Annotated in this window: 14 protein-coding genes; 8 read left to right on the top strand and 6 right to left on the bottom strand. The window is 57.9% G+C overall.

Annotated features, from left to right (window positions below; genetic code table 11):
• Positions 1 to 101: 101 nt before the first annotated feature.
• On the top strand, positions 102 to 2462 hold the full coding sequence (locus ACQR3R_RS22885; RefSeq protein WP_428275621.1) for a DNA polymerase II: 2361 nt from the start codon (positions 102 to 104) through the stop codon (positions 2460 to 2462).
• On the opposite strand, the gene ACQR3R_RS22890 is transcribed toward ACQR3R_RS22885, so the two are convergent.
• From ACQR3R_RS22890 to ACQR3R_RS22905, 4 genes are all read right to left on the bottom strand, one after another.
• Positions 2427 to 2897: a DUF1810 family protein gene (locus tag ACQR3R_RS22890; protein WP_428275623.1), complete on the bottom strand. Its 471-nt coding sequence runs from the start codon at positions 2895 to 2897 to the stop codon at positions 2427 to 2429. The two genes, ACQR3R_RS22885 and ACQR3R_RS22890, sit on opposite strands and share 36 nt — an antisense overlap.
• A gap of 30 nt (positions 2898 to 2927) precedes the next feature.
• Positions 2928 to 3749, bottom strand: coding sequence for an aldo/keto reductase (locus ACQR3R_RS22895; RefSeq protein WP_428275625.1), 822 nt, complete (start codon positions 3747 to 3749; stop codon positions 2928 to 2930).
• Positions 3750 to 3816: 67 nt separating this feature from the next.
• On the bottom strand, positions 3817 to 5121 hold the full coding sequence (locus tag ACQR3R_RS22900; protein WP_428275627.1) for an MFS transporter: 1305 nt from the start codon (positions 5119 to 5121) through the stop codon (positions 3817 to 3819).
• A 112-nt stretch (positions 5122 to 5233) separates the two neighbouring features.
• Complete coding sequence (locus ACQR3R_RS22905) at positions 5234 to 6382, bottom strand: galactose-1-epimerase (RefSeq protein ID WP_428275628.1); 1149 nt, start codon at positions 6380 to 6382, stop codon at positions 5234 to 5236.
• 248 nt (positions 6383 to 6630) lie between these two features.
• Between ACQR3R_RS22905 and ACQR3R_RS22910 the strand changes: the two genes are divergently transcribed.
• The 6 genes from ACQR3R_RS22910 (at position 6631) to ACQR3R_RS22935 (ending at position 13292) form a co-directional block, all read left to right on the top strand.
• Entirely contained in the window at positions 6631 to 7380 is a 750-nt protein-coding gene (locus ACQR3R_RS22910) for a hypothetical protein (RefSeq protein ID WP_428275630.1), read from the top strand.
• Positions 7381 to 7455: 75 nt separating this feature from the next.
• A complete protein-coding gene (locus tag ACQR3R_RS22915; RefSeq protein ID WP_428275632.1) occupies positions 7456 to 8670 on the top strand; it encodes an MFS transporter in 1215 nt (404 codons plus the stop codon).
• A gap of 114 nt (positions 8671 to 8784) precedes the next feature.
• Positions 8785 to 9570 carry a TSUP family transporter gene (locus ACQR3R_RS22920; protein ID WP_428275634.1) on the top strand — a complete coding sequence of 262 codons (786 nt, stop codon included), beginning with the start codon at positions 8785 to 8787 and terminating at the stop codon, positions 9568 to 9570.
• A 189-nt stretch (positions 9571 to 9759) separates the two neighbouring features.
• The gene (locus ACQR3R_RS22925; protein ID WP_428275636.1) at positions 9760 to 10359 is read left to right on the top strand and encodes a biliverdin-producing heme oxygenase; all 600 of its coding nucleotides are present in this window, start codon (positions 9760 to 9762) and stop codon (positions 10357 to 10359) included.
• Positions 10356 to 12617, top strand: a complete 2262-nt coding sequence (locus tag ACQR3R_RS22930; protein WP_428275638.1) for an ATP-binding protein — start codon at positions 10356 to 10358, stop codon at positions 12615 to 12617. Before ACQR3R_RS22925 ends, ACQR3R_RS22930 begins: the two co-directional genes overlap by 4 nt.
• A 126-nt stretch (positions 12618 to 12743) precedes the next feature.
• Positions 12744 to 13292 carry a DUF4174 domain-containing protein gene (locus ACQR3R_RS22935; RefSeq protein WP_428275640.1) on the top strand — a complete coding sequence of 183 codons (549 nt, stop codon included), beginning with the start codon at positions 12744 to 12746 and terminating at the stop codon, positions 13290 to 13292.
• 55 nt (positions 13293 to 13347) lie between these two features.
• Here the strand turns inward: ACQR3R_RS22935 and ACQR3R_RS22940 are convergent, their stop codons facing one another.
• Entirely contained in the window at positions 13348 to 14142 is a 795-nt protein-coding gene (locus ACQR3R_RS22940; RefSeq protein ID WP_428275642.1) for an SDR family NAD(P)-dependent oxidoreductase, read from the bottom strand.
• An 83-nt stretch (positions 14143 to 14225) separates the two neighbouring features.
• The gene (gene ampC, locus ACQR3R_RS22945) at positions 14226 to 15392 is read right to left on the bottom strand and encodes a class C beta-lactamase (RefSeq protein WP_428275644.1); all 1167 of its coding nucleotides are present in this window, start codon (positions 15390 to 15392) and stop codon (positions 14226 to 14228) included.
• A gap of 182 nt (positions 15393 to 15574) precedes the next feature.
• Between ampC and ACQR3R_RS22950 the strand changes: the two genes are divergently transcribed.
• Positions 15575 to 15736: a hypothetical protein gene (locus ACQR3R_RS22950; RefSeq protein WP_428275646.1), complete on the top strand. Its 162-nt coding sequence runs from the start codon at positions 15575 to 15577 to the stop codon at positions 15734 to 15736.
• Positions 15737 to 15743 lie beyond the last annotated feature (7 nt).

Raw genomic sequence — 15743 nt, forward strand, 5'->3', positions numbered from 1 at the left:
GTTCATCTCGATCCTTGCTGACAGCAAATCCCATGCCCGCACGCCATCCCACGCAATGACGCGTAGAATCGCCACCGGAATCAAATCTTGAGGTTGCAGTGGTGGATTTACAGCAGGGCTTCGTTCTGACACGGCATTGGCGCGATACCCCGGCCGGCACCGAAGTCGAATTCTGGCTGGCGACTGACGCCGGTCCCCGGCAGATCCGCCTGCCATATCAACCTTCGGTAGCGTTTATCCCCGCCGTTCAGCGAGAACAGGCCGAGGCCCTGTTGCACGGCGAAAAAAACGTCGAGTTGAAACCGTTGGCGCTGGTGGATTTTGAACATCGCCCGGTGTTGGGCCTGTATTGCCAGCAGCACGGTCAGTTGATGCGCCTGGAGACGATGATGCGCCGCGCCGGCGTCGACATGTTCGAGGCCGACGTGCGCCCGCCCGAGCGCTACATGATGGAACGCTTCATCACCGCGCCCGTGGTCTTCGGCGGTACACCGAATGCCGAAGGCTTGCTGCTTGACGCACAGATGAAGCCCGACCCCGATTACCGCCCCACGTTGCGCCTGGTGTCGCTGGACATCGAGACCACCGCTCAGGGTGATCTGTATTCGATTGCGCTGCAGGGTTGCGGCGAGCGCCAGGTGTACATGCTCGGTCCGCCGAATGGTGACCACAGCGCCGTGGATTTTCAGCTCGAGTACTGTGATTCCCGGGCCTTGCTCCTGAAAAAGCTAAATGAGTGGTTTGCCCGCCACGACCCTGACGCAATCATCGGCTGGAATGTCGTGCAGTTCGATTTACGGGTGCTTCACGAACACGCCCGGCGTCTGGCAGTGCCGCTGAAGCTGGGGCGTGGCGGCGAAGAAATGCAGTGGCGCGAACACGGTAGCCGCCATCACTACTTTGCCGCTGCCGCAGGCCGGTTGATCATTGATGGCATCGAATCGCTGCGCTCGGCCACCTGGAGTTTTCCCTCGTTCAGTCTGGAAAACGTCGCGCAAACCTTGCTCGGCGAGGGTAAGGCAATCAGCACGCCGTATCAGCGGATGGACGAAATCAACCGCATGTTCGCCGAGGACAAACCGGCTCTGGCCAAGTACAACCTCAAGGACTGTGAGCTGGTCACGCAGATTTTTGCCAAAACCCAGTTGCTGACCTTTTTGCTGGAGCGGGCCAGCGTTACCGGTTTGCCGGCCGACCGCAGCGGCGGTTCGGTGGCTGCATTCACGCACCTCTACATGCCGCTGATGCACCGCCAAGGGTTCGTCGCACCGAACCTGGGCACCAACCCTGCGCAAGCCAGCCCTGGCGGGTTTGTCATGGATTCGCAACCGGGGTTATATGAATCGGTGCTGGTGCTCGACTACAAAAGCCTTTATCCATCGATTATTCGCACGTTCCTCATCGATCCTGTGGGATTGATCGAAGGCCTCGAACACCCTGACGACAGTGAATCCGTGCCCGGTTTTCGCGGTGCGAGTTTTTCCAGGACCCGGCATTGCCTGCCAGCAATAGTCGCCCGGGTTGCCGAAGGCCGTGAAACCGCGAAGCGTGAACACAACGCGCCATTGTCTCAGGCACTGAAAATCATCATGAACGCGTTTTATGGCGTGCTCGGCTCCAGCGGTTGCCGCTTTTTCGATACGCGCCTGGCGTCGTCGATAACCTTGCGTGGCCACGAAATCATGCTGCGCACCCGACAGCTGATCGAAGCCCAGGGCCACACCGTGATTTACGGCGATACCGACTCCACATTCGTCTGGCTGCGCCGCGCGCACGGCCAGGAAGAAGCGGCGCAGATCGGTCGCGCCCTGGTCGATCACGTCAATCAATGGTGGCGCGAACATGTGCAGCAGGAATACGGGCTGGAAAGTGCACTGGAGCTGCAGTTCGAAACGCACTACAAACGCTTTTTGATGCCGACAATTCGCGGCGCCGAGGAGGGCAGCAAGAAGCGTTATGCGGGGCTGGTAACGCGGGCCGACGGCAGCGATGAAATGGTCTACAAGGGCCTGGAAACCGTGCGCACCGATTGGTCGCTGCTGGCCCGGCAGTTTCAGCAAGAGCTGTACACGCGGATTTTCAATCGTCAGCCGTATCAGGATTATGTGCGTGACTACGTCGCCAAAACCCTGGCCGGTGAGTTCGACGATCGCTTGATCTATCGCAAGCGTTTACGCCGCACGCTGGACGACTACGAGCGCAATGTGCCGCCGCACGTCCGTGCCGCGCGGATCGCCGATGACTTCAACGATCAGCAGGGTCGCCCCCGGCAATACCAGAACGGAGGCTGGATCAGTTACGTGATCACCGTTGCCGGGCCCGAGCCGCTGGAAATCCGCAGTGCGCCCATCGACTACGACCACTACGTGACCCGGCAGCTGCAACCGATTGCGGACGCGATACTGCCGTTCGTCGATGACGATTTCTCAACGTTGATCGGTGGGCAATTGGGGTTGTTTTGAATCCAGCAGCGACAACGTTACTTCATCGACCATGCCGTGAAAATACTGCTCGAGTGCCTGATTGAACGGGTTGTCTTCAGCGGCAATCTGCGCGAACAAGGTCATGGAGGAATGAAACTTGAGGTCGTCGGGGTGGCCAAAAATATCGGCAATGGAGCGGTCCTTGATGTTCAGGACCAGTTGCGTACACGTCCTTAGCCGGGCGCCCAGTTGCGGGTGTTTCAGGTACGCCTCGGCCTCGTCACGCGATTGGATCGCGAAATACCGCGACATTTCGCTGCCACCCAGCCCCGCCATTTGCGGAAAGATGAACCACATCCAGTGCCGACGTTTCTGGCCGGCACTCAGTTCTTCCTGGACCCAGGTGAACACCGGGTCTTGGGCCTGTATGAAGCGAGGCAGGTTAAATAGATCCGGCTGATCAGTGCTTCTCATGCGCAAGGCCTCTGACAAAACCACGATGGCTCAGACCATAGCCAATCGCTGCTTGCGTTGTGGCGCGCGAAACGCGTGGTCCAGCGCCTCCAGATCCCCAGCATCGAGCCGCAGCTGCGCGGCGTGTGCATTCAATTGCACGTGTTCAGGGCTGACCGCTTTGGGGATCGCGATCACGTTTTCATGCCGCATAATCCATGCCAGTGCCACTTGCGCGGTTGTCACGCGGTGATGATCGGCAATGCGCCTGAGCGTCGGGTGGTCGAGCAATTTTCCGCCCTGACCAATCGGACAATACGCCATCAATGGTAGTTGATGTTGCTGACACCAAGGAAGCAGGTCGTATTCAATGCCGCGTTCCTCCAGGTTGTACAAAACCTGATTGGTTGCACAGGCTGGTGATGCCAGCTCTTGCAGATCGTCGACGTCGAAATTGGGCACGCCCCAGCGGCCGATCTTGCCCGCTTCGCGCAGGCGTTCAAACGCCTCTACCGTCTCTTCAAGCGGATACTGTCCACGCCAGTGCAACAGGTACAGATCGATGTAATCCGTTTTCAGGCGACGCAAGCTGTGCTCGCAAACCTGTGGAATGCCCTCGCGGCTGGCGTTGTGCGGATAAACCTTGCTGACCAAGAACACCTTGTCACGCTGGCCCGCGATGGCGTCGCCCACCACTTCCTCGGCGCCGCCTTCGGCATACATTTCAGCGGTGTCGATCAACGTCATGCCCAACTCGATGCCCAGGCGCAACGCGGCGACTTCTTTGCCATGTTGCGCGGGATCCTCCCCCATGCGCCAAGTGCCTTGGCCGATGACCGGTACCGGCACGCCGGCCAGTTCGAGTGTGCGCATGAGAACCTCCTGAGGGTGTTGGGTGGTTTTGGATTATTAAGCTTCGGCAGCGTGGACTGCCCGAGGTTCAGTGCGCAAACGCTTCAGGGTATCTGGCGCGGTACGCGTCATTGAGTTGGGTGTCCTGGGTGCGCATGAACCGTTTGAAGTCGGGCACCAGGCATACCAGCAGCGACAACAGCAGCACCAGGGCGCCCAGCACCGTGATCGTCGCGGTTACGCCCAGTGTTGCAATCAGGTCGCTCATCGCAAAGCTCCCGAGAGGGCTGGCAGCGGCTGACAAAAACGCCACCGTGGCAAAGATCCGGTTGCGGTAGGCTTTGGGCGTGGCCAGCAGCCTCACCGCACTGGTGGGAATGTTGATCAGCATCAAGCCAACGCCGCCGCAGAAGAAGGCCAGGGTGACAATCACCGGCGATGCCACCGTCCCGACAATCAGCAGGTTGCAACCCAGCAAGGCGAAGCCTGCAGACACGCACCTGTCACGCGGTATGCGGGCGGATAAGCGGCCGATTATGCTGTAGCTGCCCAGTAATATGCCCAACCCGAAACTCGAATCCAGCAGCCCGATGTAGGTAACCGGGTACTCGATGACGGTTTTGACGTACAGCGGCAGCAGAATGGTGAAGAAGGGGAACAGCGCAAAGTTGACCAGCATTGCGATGAGGGCCAGGTAAAACTCTACCTTCACCCCGTAAACCACTTTGAAACCCGCACGAATCATCCTGAACCCGCTGGCAACCGGTGCCTCTTCGTCTGCGTGGCGGTTGCCGGTGTGCGTGGGGATGGTGGCGATCAATGTGGCGGCCAGCACAATGGCGAGAAAATCCGTGGCCAGCGCCAACGTAACGCCCAACGTATAAATCAGCCCGCTGGCGACTATCGGCCCCAGCAGGTTGGAGAACGAGGACATGACGCTTTTGCTGCGAAAGGCCAGCGAAACCTTATCGTCGTCTGCAAACAACGGGATGATTGAGGCCTGTAGCGGGTCGCGCACGCCCACAATGGCGCTACTGAGCATCATCAGCGCGCCGACTGTCCATGGGTTGAAACTGCCCATGGCGGACAGTCCCAGCATTGCCAGAGCCGTTAGTGCGCTGAACACTGACGCGAGCTTGAGGACGAGCATTTTGTTGTAGCGGTCACCGAGCCAGCCCAGCAGCGGTTTTGCCAACACCTCAGCGGCGATGGCGCAGGCAACCATGTTGGCGAAATAGAGGGCTGACCCCGTTTCCTGCAACGCCCACCAAGCCAGCGCGAGCTGATTGCAGCGGCCGCCCAACACCACCAGAAAGAAGCTGAACTGTACTTTCAACAACGGTGTGCTGATGCCTGGAAACAACCCTTTGAAACCTGAAAAATCAGCGCTCATGAAATCCCTTCATTGCGGACGGCTCGCCGGTCGGCGATCGATGTCCGCAACAAGGGTACACAAAACCTCGGGCAAAAAAGACCCGCGTCGCCGCGAATCCTGACTCACGGGCTTACTCGTTGGAAAACTTGAACACTGAGGTTTGGGTGTAGGTTTTGCCCGGCTCCAGGCGCGTCGAAGGGAAGTTCGGCTGGTTGGGCGAATCAGGGTAGTGCTGGGTTTCCAGGGTAAAGCCGCCCCAGTGCGGGTACACCTTGCCGCCCTTGCCCTTGATCGTGCCGTCGAGGAAGTTGCCGGTGTAGAACTGTACGCCGGGTTCGGTGGTGTAGAGCTGCAAGCGCCGCCCGGTTTGCGGGTCACTGACATCGGCGGCGAGTTGGCCAAGGTCTCCGCTGGCATTCAACACCCAGTTGAAGTCAAAACCACCGTGTTTAGGCTCGGCGAATTTCAACTGCGGGTGATCAGCCTTGATGTTCTTGCCGATGGCGGTGGGTTGCGTGAAATCCATGGGTGTGCCGGCCACCGGCGCCAGTTCTCCGGTGGGAATCAGCGTGCCGTTGACGGGCGTGTAATGGCTGGCGTGCAGGGTCGCGACCTGTTTCAGCACATCGCCGTTGCCAGCGCCTGCCAGGTTGAAATAACTGTGGTTGGTCAGGTTCAACACGGTCGGTTTATCAGTGGACGCCTTGTATTCGATGCGCAGTTCGTTGCTCTCGGTGAGGCTGTAGGTGACTTCGGTTTTCAGCGTGCCGGGGAAACCCATTTCACCGTCGGGCGAGACATACGTCAGCGTTACGCCCACCGAATCCTCATCTTTATTCGGCGCTGCTTTCCACACGTGTTTATCAAAGCCTTGCGTACCACCGTGCAGCGAGTTGGGACCGTCGTTGAGCGGCACCTGGAAATGCTTGCCATCGAGCTCAAATGCACCTTTGGCCAAACGGTTGCCGTAGCGACCGATGGTGGCGCCGAAATACGCGGTCCCTTTTTGATAGCCCTGGACGTTATCGAACCCGAGCACGATGTCGGCCACCTTGCCGTTTTTATCCGGCACTTGCAGCGACTGCAACGTCGCGCCGTAGGTAATGACCGTGGCTTGCAGGCCATGGCTGTTGCGCAATATGTATTGCTCGACAGGCGTGCCGTCGTTGGTTTTGCCAAAGGCCTTGTGCTCACTGGACAGGCTGGCAGCGTGGGCACCGAGGGTGGTGATCATCAGGGAGAGTCCGATTCCGGAGAGCAGGTGTCGGGATTGAAGCATGGTTGACTTTCCTTTTTTTGTTTTTAGTTAAGTAGTCATACTAGTAATCGTTTTTAAGCCGAACAGACCCAAATTTATAGCTCGTTTCACCGATTTATCAATTATAAAGTATTACTAATGGCGCTGAGGACGCAGAGGCAACCCACGTTTACGGACCGTCGGCACTGCACTTTTTCAATTTTCGAAGTTCTATCCTTGGCCAGCCTGCGGCGATCCCCACCGCCGGCCCATGCCCAGTTCAAGAACCCATGGCCCGAGCGTTACCTCTCATTTCTCTGAAAATTCGTCGCCGTTGCCTGGTGTTGGGTTGCTTGTCGATGCTGCTCGCCAGCGGTTGCAGCCAACAACAGGGGCGGGACATCGTCAGCCAGTTTCGCGAAGGCAAACCGCAGGAATTTCTCCAGACCAGTGTCGACCGCATGGCGACGCTGACCATGCGCGACAACCTCGACAGCCTCTATCTGTTAATGAACAAGCTGTACCTGCGAAATCCGGACGAACTGAAAAAATCCGGATTTCTGGATGCGCGTATCGCCGGGCAACAAGTGCGGATGGCCATCGAGCAGCAGCAGCCGCTGCCGACCCTGGGCAATAAAAAAGACCTGGCCGCATTGAGATTCGCCATGAGCCCGGAGTTTTTAGGTGACCGGGTGGGTGCGTTCATCTACGCCATCGGCAGCATGTTGGTGACGGCTCACGGCAATCGCCTGGAGTTTTACATGACGGATGCGATCAACCCGACCTTCGTCAACAACGCTGCACGCAATATCGAAAAAGCCACGTGGATTCTCAGTCAACGGCAAAACAAAAATGGCGAGCCCATGCTGTTTTCCAACGAGATTTCGGAGGAGGGCAGCAACCTGAGCTTTGCCGTGGAGTTCGGCAAAATCGTGGCCCGCCTGGATTTGCTGACGCAAATGCTTGATGAACGTTATCGACGCATTGGTTTGAATTACGCGCAGAGCCTGTTGTTTCTGAATTTCTTGCCGGTGCAGTGAGTCGGGTCGAGCAATCGCTTGTAAAAGTTGTATACAATCTTCGGCCTGTATCGAGCCAAGGGAGTTGCAATCGTCATGACTGACCACGCCACCGCCGAACACGCGTCGATGGAACGCTCTATCAGCACCGAAAAGCTGCCGTACGCCGCGTTGTTGGCATTCGCCATGACGGGTTTCATTGCCATCCTCACCGAAACTTTGCCCGCGGGCCTGTTGCCGCAAATCGGCAGTGGCCTGAACGTCAGCGAAGTGTGGGCCGGGCAACTTGTCACCTTGTATGCGCTGGGCTCGATTGTGGCGGCGATCCCGCTCACCGTGGCCACGCGTGGCTGGCGCCGGCGGCGGGTGCTACTGCTGACGGTGTTTGGCTTTGTGCTGTTCAACACCATCACCACGTTCTCGACGCACTATGGGTTGACGCTTGTCTCGCGTTTTTTGGCGGGCATGGCGGCGGGTTTGTCCTGGGGCATCATGGCCGGCTATGCGCGTCGTCTGGTGCCGGCGCATCAACAAGGTCGGGCCTTGGCGATCGCCATGCTGGGGACGCCGATTGCGCTGTCGCTGGGCACTCCGGCGGGCACATTGCTGGGTAACGTGATCGGTTGGCGCGCCTCATTCGGGATCATGTCGGCGCTGGCATTGTTGCTGGTGGTGTGGATTGTGCTGGCGGTGCCGGACAAACCGGGGCAAGCCAACACCGAACGTCTGCCGCTGGCCAGGGTGTTCAGGATGCCTGGCGTGCGCCCGGTGCTGTTTGTGGTGCTGGCCTGGATGCTGGGGCACAACATTCTCTACACGTACATCGCGCCGTTCCTGGTGCAATCAGGCTTGGGTGAGAGGGTGGACCTGGTGCTGCTGGTGTTCGGCATCAGTTCGCTGCTGGGCATCTGGATCATCGGCTTGCTGGTCGACCGCTGGTTACGCGTGTTGACGTTGACCTGCCTGGCAGTGTTTGCCGTCACCGCACTGGTATTGGCCATGGCGATGTCGTCGCCGTGGGCGGTTTATGCCTGCATGGCGGTGTGGGGTCTTTCATTCGGCGGTTCGGCGACATTGCTGCTGACGGCGGCGGCTGATTCGGCGGGTGAAAACGTCGACGTGGTGCAGGCCATGCTCACCACTTCCTGGAACGTTGCTATCGCCGGTGGCGGACTGTTCGGCGGGCTGCTGCTGGACCGCGCCGGAGCGATGTCATTTCCATGGGCGTTGCTGGTTTTGTCGTTGATTGCCTTCGCCACGGTCTGGATAAACCGTCACCACAGTTTCAAGCCAGGCCGGCGCGCGCACTGACAGCTGCTGCGGCTGCCGAATGGGTATAACGATAGTTCGCAAAGGTATAAGTGGTTATAAGAAAAATCGCTATGCTGCGGTCCAGTTTTTTCATGCGGTTTCGTGGGCGTGTTAATGGATCTTGCTAACTTTGGGTTGATCATTGCCGGGCTGGTAGTCGGTTTTATCGTCGGTATGACGGGTGTTGGCGGCGGTTCTTTAATGACCCCCATCCTGTTGTGGTTCGGAATCAATCCGGCCACCGCGGTGGGTACCGACTTGCTGTATGCGGCGATTACCAAGTCCAGCGGCGTGCTAGTGCACCGTAAAAACAACAACATCGACTGGGCCATTACAGGCTGGCTGACCCTGGGCAGCGTGCCAGCGGTGGCGATGACGTTGTGGTTTCTGAGCTCGCTGCACACGGCACCCGACGCCATGAATGCGATTATCAAACAGGCTTTGGGTTTCGTGCTGTTTGCGACTGCACTGGCGATTTTTTTCAAGAAACGCTTGCTCGATTTCGCCCACAAACGTGCCGGTGGCAATTACAACCCCAGCGGCAGGCGTTTGAATGTGCTGACCGTGATCACCGGCCTGATCCTTGGCACGATGGTCGCGCTGACGTCCATCGGTGCTGGAGCATTGGGCACCGTGGCACTGTTCATCCTCTATCCGCTGTTGCCGACTCGCCGTCTGGTCGGCACCGAAATCGCTCACGCGGTGCCGTTGACCCTGGTCGCAGGGCTCGGACACGCAAGCATGGGCAACATGGACTGGCAGGTCCTGGGTTTTCTGCTAATCGGCTCACTGCCGGGCATCTGGTTGGGAAGCCATTTGACCGGGCGAATTTCTGATGAAGTATTGCGTCCTTGCCTGGCAACCATGCTTGTACTTATCGGTTACAAATTGGCCTTCTAAATACACCTCCAGAAACAAACCAACTATCCGGCCCCATTGGTGCTACGGTGGAAAGCCACCCTTCATTCATCCGTGAATGACTTGTCGGCATTCTCACTGATCGACAAGGAAGAGGTGGCATGTGAACACGCTAACTGATATCGCTGTGTTTCAAATCCACGAAGCCGGGTATTGCCACGACACTTCGTCGTGAATGCCCCTCCGAAGAGCCTTCCGCTGATCCTCAGCGAACTGCGTACCGCCACCACTCGGCAACATCAGGTGCTGGAAAAACGCATCCCTTTCTTCACCCCTGATTTGATGGTCTACACCCAATTGATCCAGGCCTATTACGGTTTTTATCGACCGTTGGAAAGCCTGCTGTTCCAGGTAGCGATGACCATTCCTGACCTGGACTGGCTGATTCGCAGCAAAACGCCGTCACTTGAGGCCGATTTGTATGCGCTGGGTCTGGATGCGAGCGCCATTGAAGCCATCCCGTTGTGCAAATTTACCTTGCAGACCCAGTCCACCGCCGATGTGCTGGGCGTTTTATATGTGCTGGAAGGGGCGACGTTGGGCGGGCAATCGCTGCGCAACGGCGTGTATTCGCGCCTGGGCATTGATGAATACACGGGCGGTCGGTTTTTTGCGGTGTACGGCACGGCGACATTGATGATGTGGCGCGGATTCCTCGCCTGCCTGTATGAAGTGTCCAAACCGCTTGAGCGCGCGCAAACGGTCGTGGCGGCCAAAGCCACCTTCGAGGCTTTCGAACAGTGGCTTGAGCAGCGCGAGGTGTTGCTATGAATCGTCTCAGCGATGCGCAACTGGAAGAAGCGCTCGCCGAATGTGCTCGCGAAGCCATCAGGATTCCAGGCTCGATTCAGCCGCATGGGGTGTTGCTGACGCTCAGCCTGCCCGAGTTGCTCATCGGCCAGGTCAGCCGCAACTGCGCTTCGATGCTCGGTCATACAGCGGCGGCGTTGTTACAGCAGCCGTTGACGATGCTGGCGGGCAATGCCGGGGTTGAGCAGGTGCGCCAGGCACTGTTGTCGAATGACCTGGAAAACACCAACCCTTTGCTGTTGGAGATCGGCGGGCAACGCTTCAACGGCTCGCTCATTCGGCATGAAGGCCTGATTATTCTTGAGTTGGAGCCATTGCTCGACGGCATCCCAGACACCACCGGCATCCTGCTTCGCGCCTTGCGCAGAATGCAGGCAGCAGTCACGTTGCAAGATTTGTACACCGTCAGCGTCGAGGAAATCCAGTGGCTGACGGGTTTCGATCGGGTGATGATTTATCGTTTCCAACCGGCGGGCCACGGACAGGTGATCAGCGAGGCATTGGGCGGTGTGTTGCCCGGTTATCTGGGACATTGTTTTCCTGCTTCGGACATCCCGCCTCAGGCCCGCGAGTTGTATCGGTTGAACTGGATTCGGGTGATTCCGGACGCGCGTTACGCGCCAGTGCCGATTCTTCCGGTGATGCGCCCTGACACCGGGCAGCCTCTGGCTCTCGGGTTTTCGATATTGCGCAGTGTGTCACCGGTACATTGCCAGTACCTGGAAAACATGGGCGTGCGAGCGTCCATGAGTTTGTCGCTGCTGGACAACAATGAGCTTTGGGGGCTGGTCACCTGTGCTCATCCCGAGCCGCTGCTGGTGAGTCATGCGGTGCGCACCATGTGTGCCGCGATTGCCCAGTTGCTGAGTGTGCAAATCGAGGCGCTGCAAACCCGCGACCAACTGGCGCAGCGTGAGCGCAAACACCGTTTGATCCATGAACTGGCCAGCGCCATGCAAAGTGCGCAATGCGATGTGCTGGATGGGCTGCTCCACCATCCGCTGCAATTGTTGGCGTTGACCGGGGCCGAGGGCGTTGCGGTGTTGATCGAAGATCGCTTGCAACTATTTGGCGAGTGCCCGTCGGTGGAGCAAGTCCGGGCACTTTATCTGTGGGTGCGTGAGCAATGCCTGGAAAGCGGTGCGCCGTTGATGACCGATCATTTGCAGAGTGTGCATGGCGCCAGTTCACTGTACAGCGACAAGGCCTGTGGCTTACTGGCTTTTGTGCTGCCAAAACCGGTGGATAACGGGGTCATGTGGTTCCGCCCGCAACTGCGTTCCAGCATGAAATGGAGCGGTAACCCGGACGAACACTTCAGTGCTGCTGGCGACGCAATCAATCGCCTGCAACCGCGCAAGTCTTTCGACTTGTGGGAACAGCAAGTCGAAGGCAGGGCGCGCGAGTGGAGCGCGGCAGACCTCTATGCGGTCAAGGAGCTGCGCCGCTACGCCATCGAAAACGACCTTTCTCGTCAAGTGCATCGCGAACACGAAGCGGTGCGGGTTCGTGATGAATTGGTGGCGGTTGTCTCCCACGACCTGCGCAACCCCATGACCATTATCATTATGCAATGCGGCATGATGCAGCGAATCGTTGCGCGCGATGAAGGGCGCAGCGCGGTACGCCTGAGTGCGGCGCTGGGCACCATGGAGGACGCCACCGGACGGATGAACACGCTGATCGCCGACCTTCTCGACAAGTCAAAACTGGACGCCGGCCAATACTCGCTTGAGTGCAAACCGGTGGACGTGGTTGACCTGCTTCAAGAGGCGTGCGCCTTGTTGGTGACGCTCACCTCCCACAAAAACATCGAGCTTAATTGCGCCAGTGCCAAAGGGCTGACTATTCAGGCTGATCCCCAGCGACTGTTTCAGGTGTTGTCGAACCTGTTGGGCAACGCGATCAAATTCACCGCTCCCGGTGGACGTATCGACGTCAGCGCTTCCCAAGCTGACGGCAACGTTTTGATTTCTGTACGCGACAACGGCAGCGGGATCCACGCCGTGCATTTGCCGCACATTTTTGAGCGGTACTGGTCGGTTCGTGAAGGTAACCCCAATGGCAGCGGTCTGGGCTTGTACATTTGCCGCAGCATTGTTAACGCTCATGGCGGTGAGCTTTGGGCCGAAAGTGAGCCAGGCGTTGGCAGTGTGTTTACCTTTTCGATTCCGGCCTTATCGGTCGGAACCGCTCAGGCTAGCCTGGCAAGTTGTTAGCATCTATTGCGCAATGGGCGCACTGACCTAAGCTTGGGGCATGATGAAACATAATTGCGGTCCGTCACCCGGAACGATCACCGCGATGCGCAATCATTAAAGCGTGGATACCAAAAGGAGATGCGCATGCTCATCAGGTCATTGACCCTGGCTACTCTGCTGGCAGTTGCCGGCCCCCTGCTCGCCGCCGATGGCGATTCACCGCTGGACATGGATAAGGGCAGGTCGCGGCCGCTGATTGTCATCGCGCCAAGCACGGTTGATCCCACCTGGCTCAGCCTGAAAAAGTCGCTGGATGAACCTGCCAATCACAAAGAATTCACCGACCGGAATATGGTCCTGTACACCGTTCTCAATTTGATGGGGCAGCGCGATGGCAAGGACTTGGGGCCGCAAGACACCGCGGCGCTGATTCGTTCGCTCAAATTAGGGGCGGGGGCCAAGACCAAAGTGATTCTGGTCGGCAAGGACGGCGAGAAGAAACTTGAGCAATCCGATACGGTGGATCTGAAAGCAATTTTCAGCACCATCGACCAGATGCCGATGGCCGAGAAAGAAGCCGCGGCGGCAGCGCCACCCGTTGCCACTGAAGCAGCCCCGGCCAAAGGTGCCAAAGGCACAAAACCGGCTAAACCCGCAAAACCAGCCAAACCGGCTGAACAACCTGACGATTAAACCCCTTGCGGTGTGGCGAGTTCTGTTTTGTCTCGCCACACACCTGCTTCACAGGCTACGCAATGGTGTCGACGACACCGCCATCAACCCGCAGCGCTGCGCCCGTTGTCGCAGATGCCTGAGGCGACGCCACGTAAACCACCATGTTAGCCACTTCTTCCATGCTGGCCGCCCGCTGAATAATGGAGCTGGGACGGTTTGCCATGACAAAGTCCGCAGCGACTTTTTCCATCGGTAATCCAAGTTTTTGCTGCTCATCCTTGAGCATGCCTTGCAGCCCTTCGGACAATGTAGGCCCCGGCAGAATCGCGTTCACCGTTACCCCGGTGCCCGCCATGCGCTTGGCCAGGCCGCGCGAGATCGACAGGTTGGAAGTTTTGGTAAAACCGTAATGAATCATGTCTGCCGGGATGTTCAGTGCCGATTCCGAAGAAATGAACAGCACCCGGCCCCAACCGCTCTCCGCCATGGCTTGCAGATAGGCTTTGGACAAGCGCACGCCCGACATCACGTTAACTTCAAAGAATTGTTCCCAGACGTCATCGTCCGTGTCGAAAAAGTCCTGTGGACCGTAAATGCCGACGTTGTTCACCAAAATATCGACTTTGGGCAGGGCCGCGACCACTTCCTTGCAACCGCTCGCCGTGCCGACATCCGCGGCGATACCACGCACGGTCGCAGCAGGTTGTGCCTGTTTGATCTTGGCCACAGCTGCATTCACTGCATCTTGCTTGCGACCATTGATGACCACGCTTGCGCCGGCCTCGGCCAAGCCTTTGGCAATGGCAAAACCGATGCCTTGAGTGGAACCGGTGACGAGGGCGGTTTTGCCGGACAGATCGATTTTCATGGAGGCTCGCTCTTGAGGGTCAGTAAGAGGGATGACTGCGCGGTCCTTAGCCTAGTTCAAACAAGCGATGTCGGGCGGCAGCCTTATCGGGTGAGCGCACTCAGGATTGTGTGGGCGATTTTGACCCGGTCGGGTATGGGGAAGTTTTTGTTGGCCAGGATCACGATGCCGATGTCCTTCGACGGTACATAGGCGATGTAGGTGCCAAAACCACCGGTGGAACCGGTCTTGTTGATCAGTACCTCATTGGGTTGAGGTTGTGCCGGTTTCAGCCATTGAACCTGTTGCGCCTGCATCGCCATCTCTGTCGAATTGCCGGCCAGCAATGTGTCGAGGGTGACCGGGTATTTGTACATCTCCCATCCAAGGCCCTGAGTCATCTCGCCAACGGTGTAATAACCGGTGTGAGTCGTGGCTATTGCCTGTTGCAATGGTGGTGCAAGTTTCGAGGGTTTCAGGTTGGCTTCGACGTAGGTGATCAGCTCGGCGGAGCTGGTCTTGATCCCATACGCCTGCGAATCCAGCGCGCCTGGTCCGACGCGAACTGGCGCGTCCTGTTTGTTGTAACCCTGCGCGTACAGACTCATTTGATCGGCAGGCACTTTAAGGAAGGTGTGCGAAAGACCCAGTGCGGGCAGCAGCGTTTGCTCCATCACCTGATCAAACGGCTGGCCCAGGCTTTTGGCGGCGAGATAACCAAACAGTCCCAGGCTCGGGTTCGAATACAAGCGATGAGTACCGGCGGCGTATTGCGGTTTCCACTGTTTGAAGTAACCGAGCATTTTTTCGGGTGCATCGAACTCGTCAGGGAACTGCAGCGGCAAGCCGCCGGCGGTATAGGTGCCCAGTTGCAGTACGTTGATGTTGTCGAAAGCGCTGCCACGCAACTCGGGGAGTATTTTGCTTGCGGTGTCCGCGAGGGACAATTTGCCCTGCGCTTGCGCATAGCCGACAAGGGTTGCAGTGAACGTTTTGCTGACCGAGCCAATCTCGAACAGGGTGTCTTGGGTCACTGCTTTACCCGTTTCTTTCGATGCAACGCCGTAGTTAAAGTAATTCGATTGGCCGTTTTGGGTAATGGCGACGGCGACACCCTGAATGTGATGTTCCTTCATGACGGGTAATACGGCCGCGTTCACAACGGCCGTTAGTGGGGTATCGGCCTGGTTCGCGGCCAGGCAGGAGCCACTGGCCATGAATAGGCCTAAGGCTGCGCAGGAGATGGCGCTGCTGAGTGTTACGTTGCGCATGATCGAGTCACTTTCATGAGTGTGTGAATAGGCTAGACCGCCAGGCTATGGCGAAGTCTTTGACTGGGCCCATGATAACCCCGCCAAATCTAACCGCTGGTCTCCTCGATAGCACGCCATTCATTCGCGCGCTTCCAAACAGTACGGCCCAGATTTGCTGGACCTCATCAACGAGGTGCGTCATGGCTAACGCAATGGATCACGATGCTCCACCCGGTATCAATCCTTCGCACGACCCCGCCGGTACCGACAAGGAGCGCCCTGAAGACTGGAAGGACCCAACGGCGGACGAAGACATGCCCGCGGCGGATGAAGAAACTCCGCTGTCTGACGACATGCGCTAAAAAAGAA

The sequence above is a fragment of the Gordonia sp. IEGM753 genome, assembly GCF_050321825.1.
Taxonomy (GTDB): domain Bacteria; phylum Pseudomonadota; class Gammaproteobacteria; order Pseudomonadales; family Pseudomonadaceae; genus Aquipseudomonas.

Bases quoted from the DNA above. Each gene is read 5' to 3' on its own strand.
- ACQR3R_RS22935 (WP_428275640.1), top strand. From the start codon at position 12,744: ATGCTCATCAGGTCATTGACCCTGGCTACTCTGCTGGCAGTTGCCGGC.
- ACQR3R_RS22930 (WP_428275638.1), top strand. From the start codon at position 10,356: ATGAATCGTCTCAGCGATGCGCAACTGGAAGAAGCGCTCGCCGAATGT.
- ACQR3R_RS22950 (WP_428275646.1), top strand. From the start codon at position 15,575: ATGGCTAACGCAATGGATCACGATGCTCCACCCGGTATCAATCCTTCG.
- ACQR3R_RS22900 (WP_428275627.1), bottom strand. From the start codon at position 5,121: ATGAGCGCTGATTTTTCAGGTTTCAAAGGGTTGTTTCCAGGCATCAGC.
- ACQR3R_RS22890 (WP_428275623.1), bottom strand. From the start codon at position 2,897: ATGAGAAGCACTGATCAGCCGGATCTATTTAACCTGCCTCGCTTCATA.
- ACQR3R_RS22905 (WP_428275628.1), bottom strand. From the start codon at position 6,382: ATGCTTCAATCCCGACACCTGCTCTCCGGAATCGGACTCTCCCTGATG.
- ampC (WP_428275644.1), bottom strand. From the start codon at position 15,392: ATGCGCAACGTAACACTCAGCAGCGCCATCTCCTGCGCAGCCTTAGGC.
- ACQR3R_RS22915 (WP_428275632.1), top strand. From the start codon at position 7,456: ATGACTGACCACGCCACCGCCGAACACGCGTCGATGGAACGCTCTATC.
- ACQR3R_RS22940 (WP_428275642.1), bottom strand. From the start codon at position 14,142: ATGAAAATCGATCTGTCCGGCAAAACCGCCCTCGTCACCGGTTCCACT.
- ACQR3R_RS22920 (WP_428275634.1), top strand. From the start codon at position 8,785: ATGGATCTTGCTAACTTTGGGTTGATCATTGCCGGGCTGGTAGTCGGT.
- ACQR3R_RS22910 (WP_428275630.1), top strand. From the start codon at position 6,631: ATGGCCCGAGCGTTACCTCTCATTTCTCTGAAAATTCGTCGCCGTTGC.
- ACQR3R_RS22895 (WP_428275625.1), bottom strand. From the start codon at position 3,749: ATGCGCACACTCGAACTGGCCGGCGTGCCGGTACCGGTCATCGGCCAA.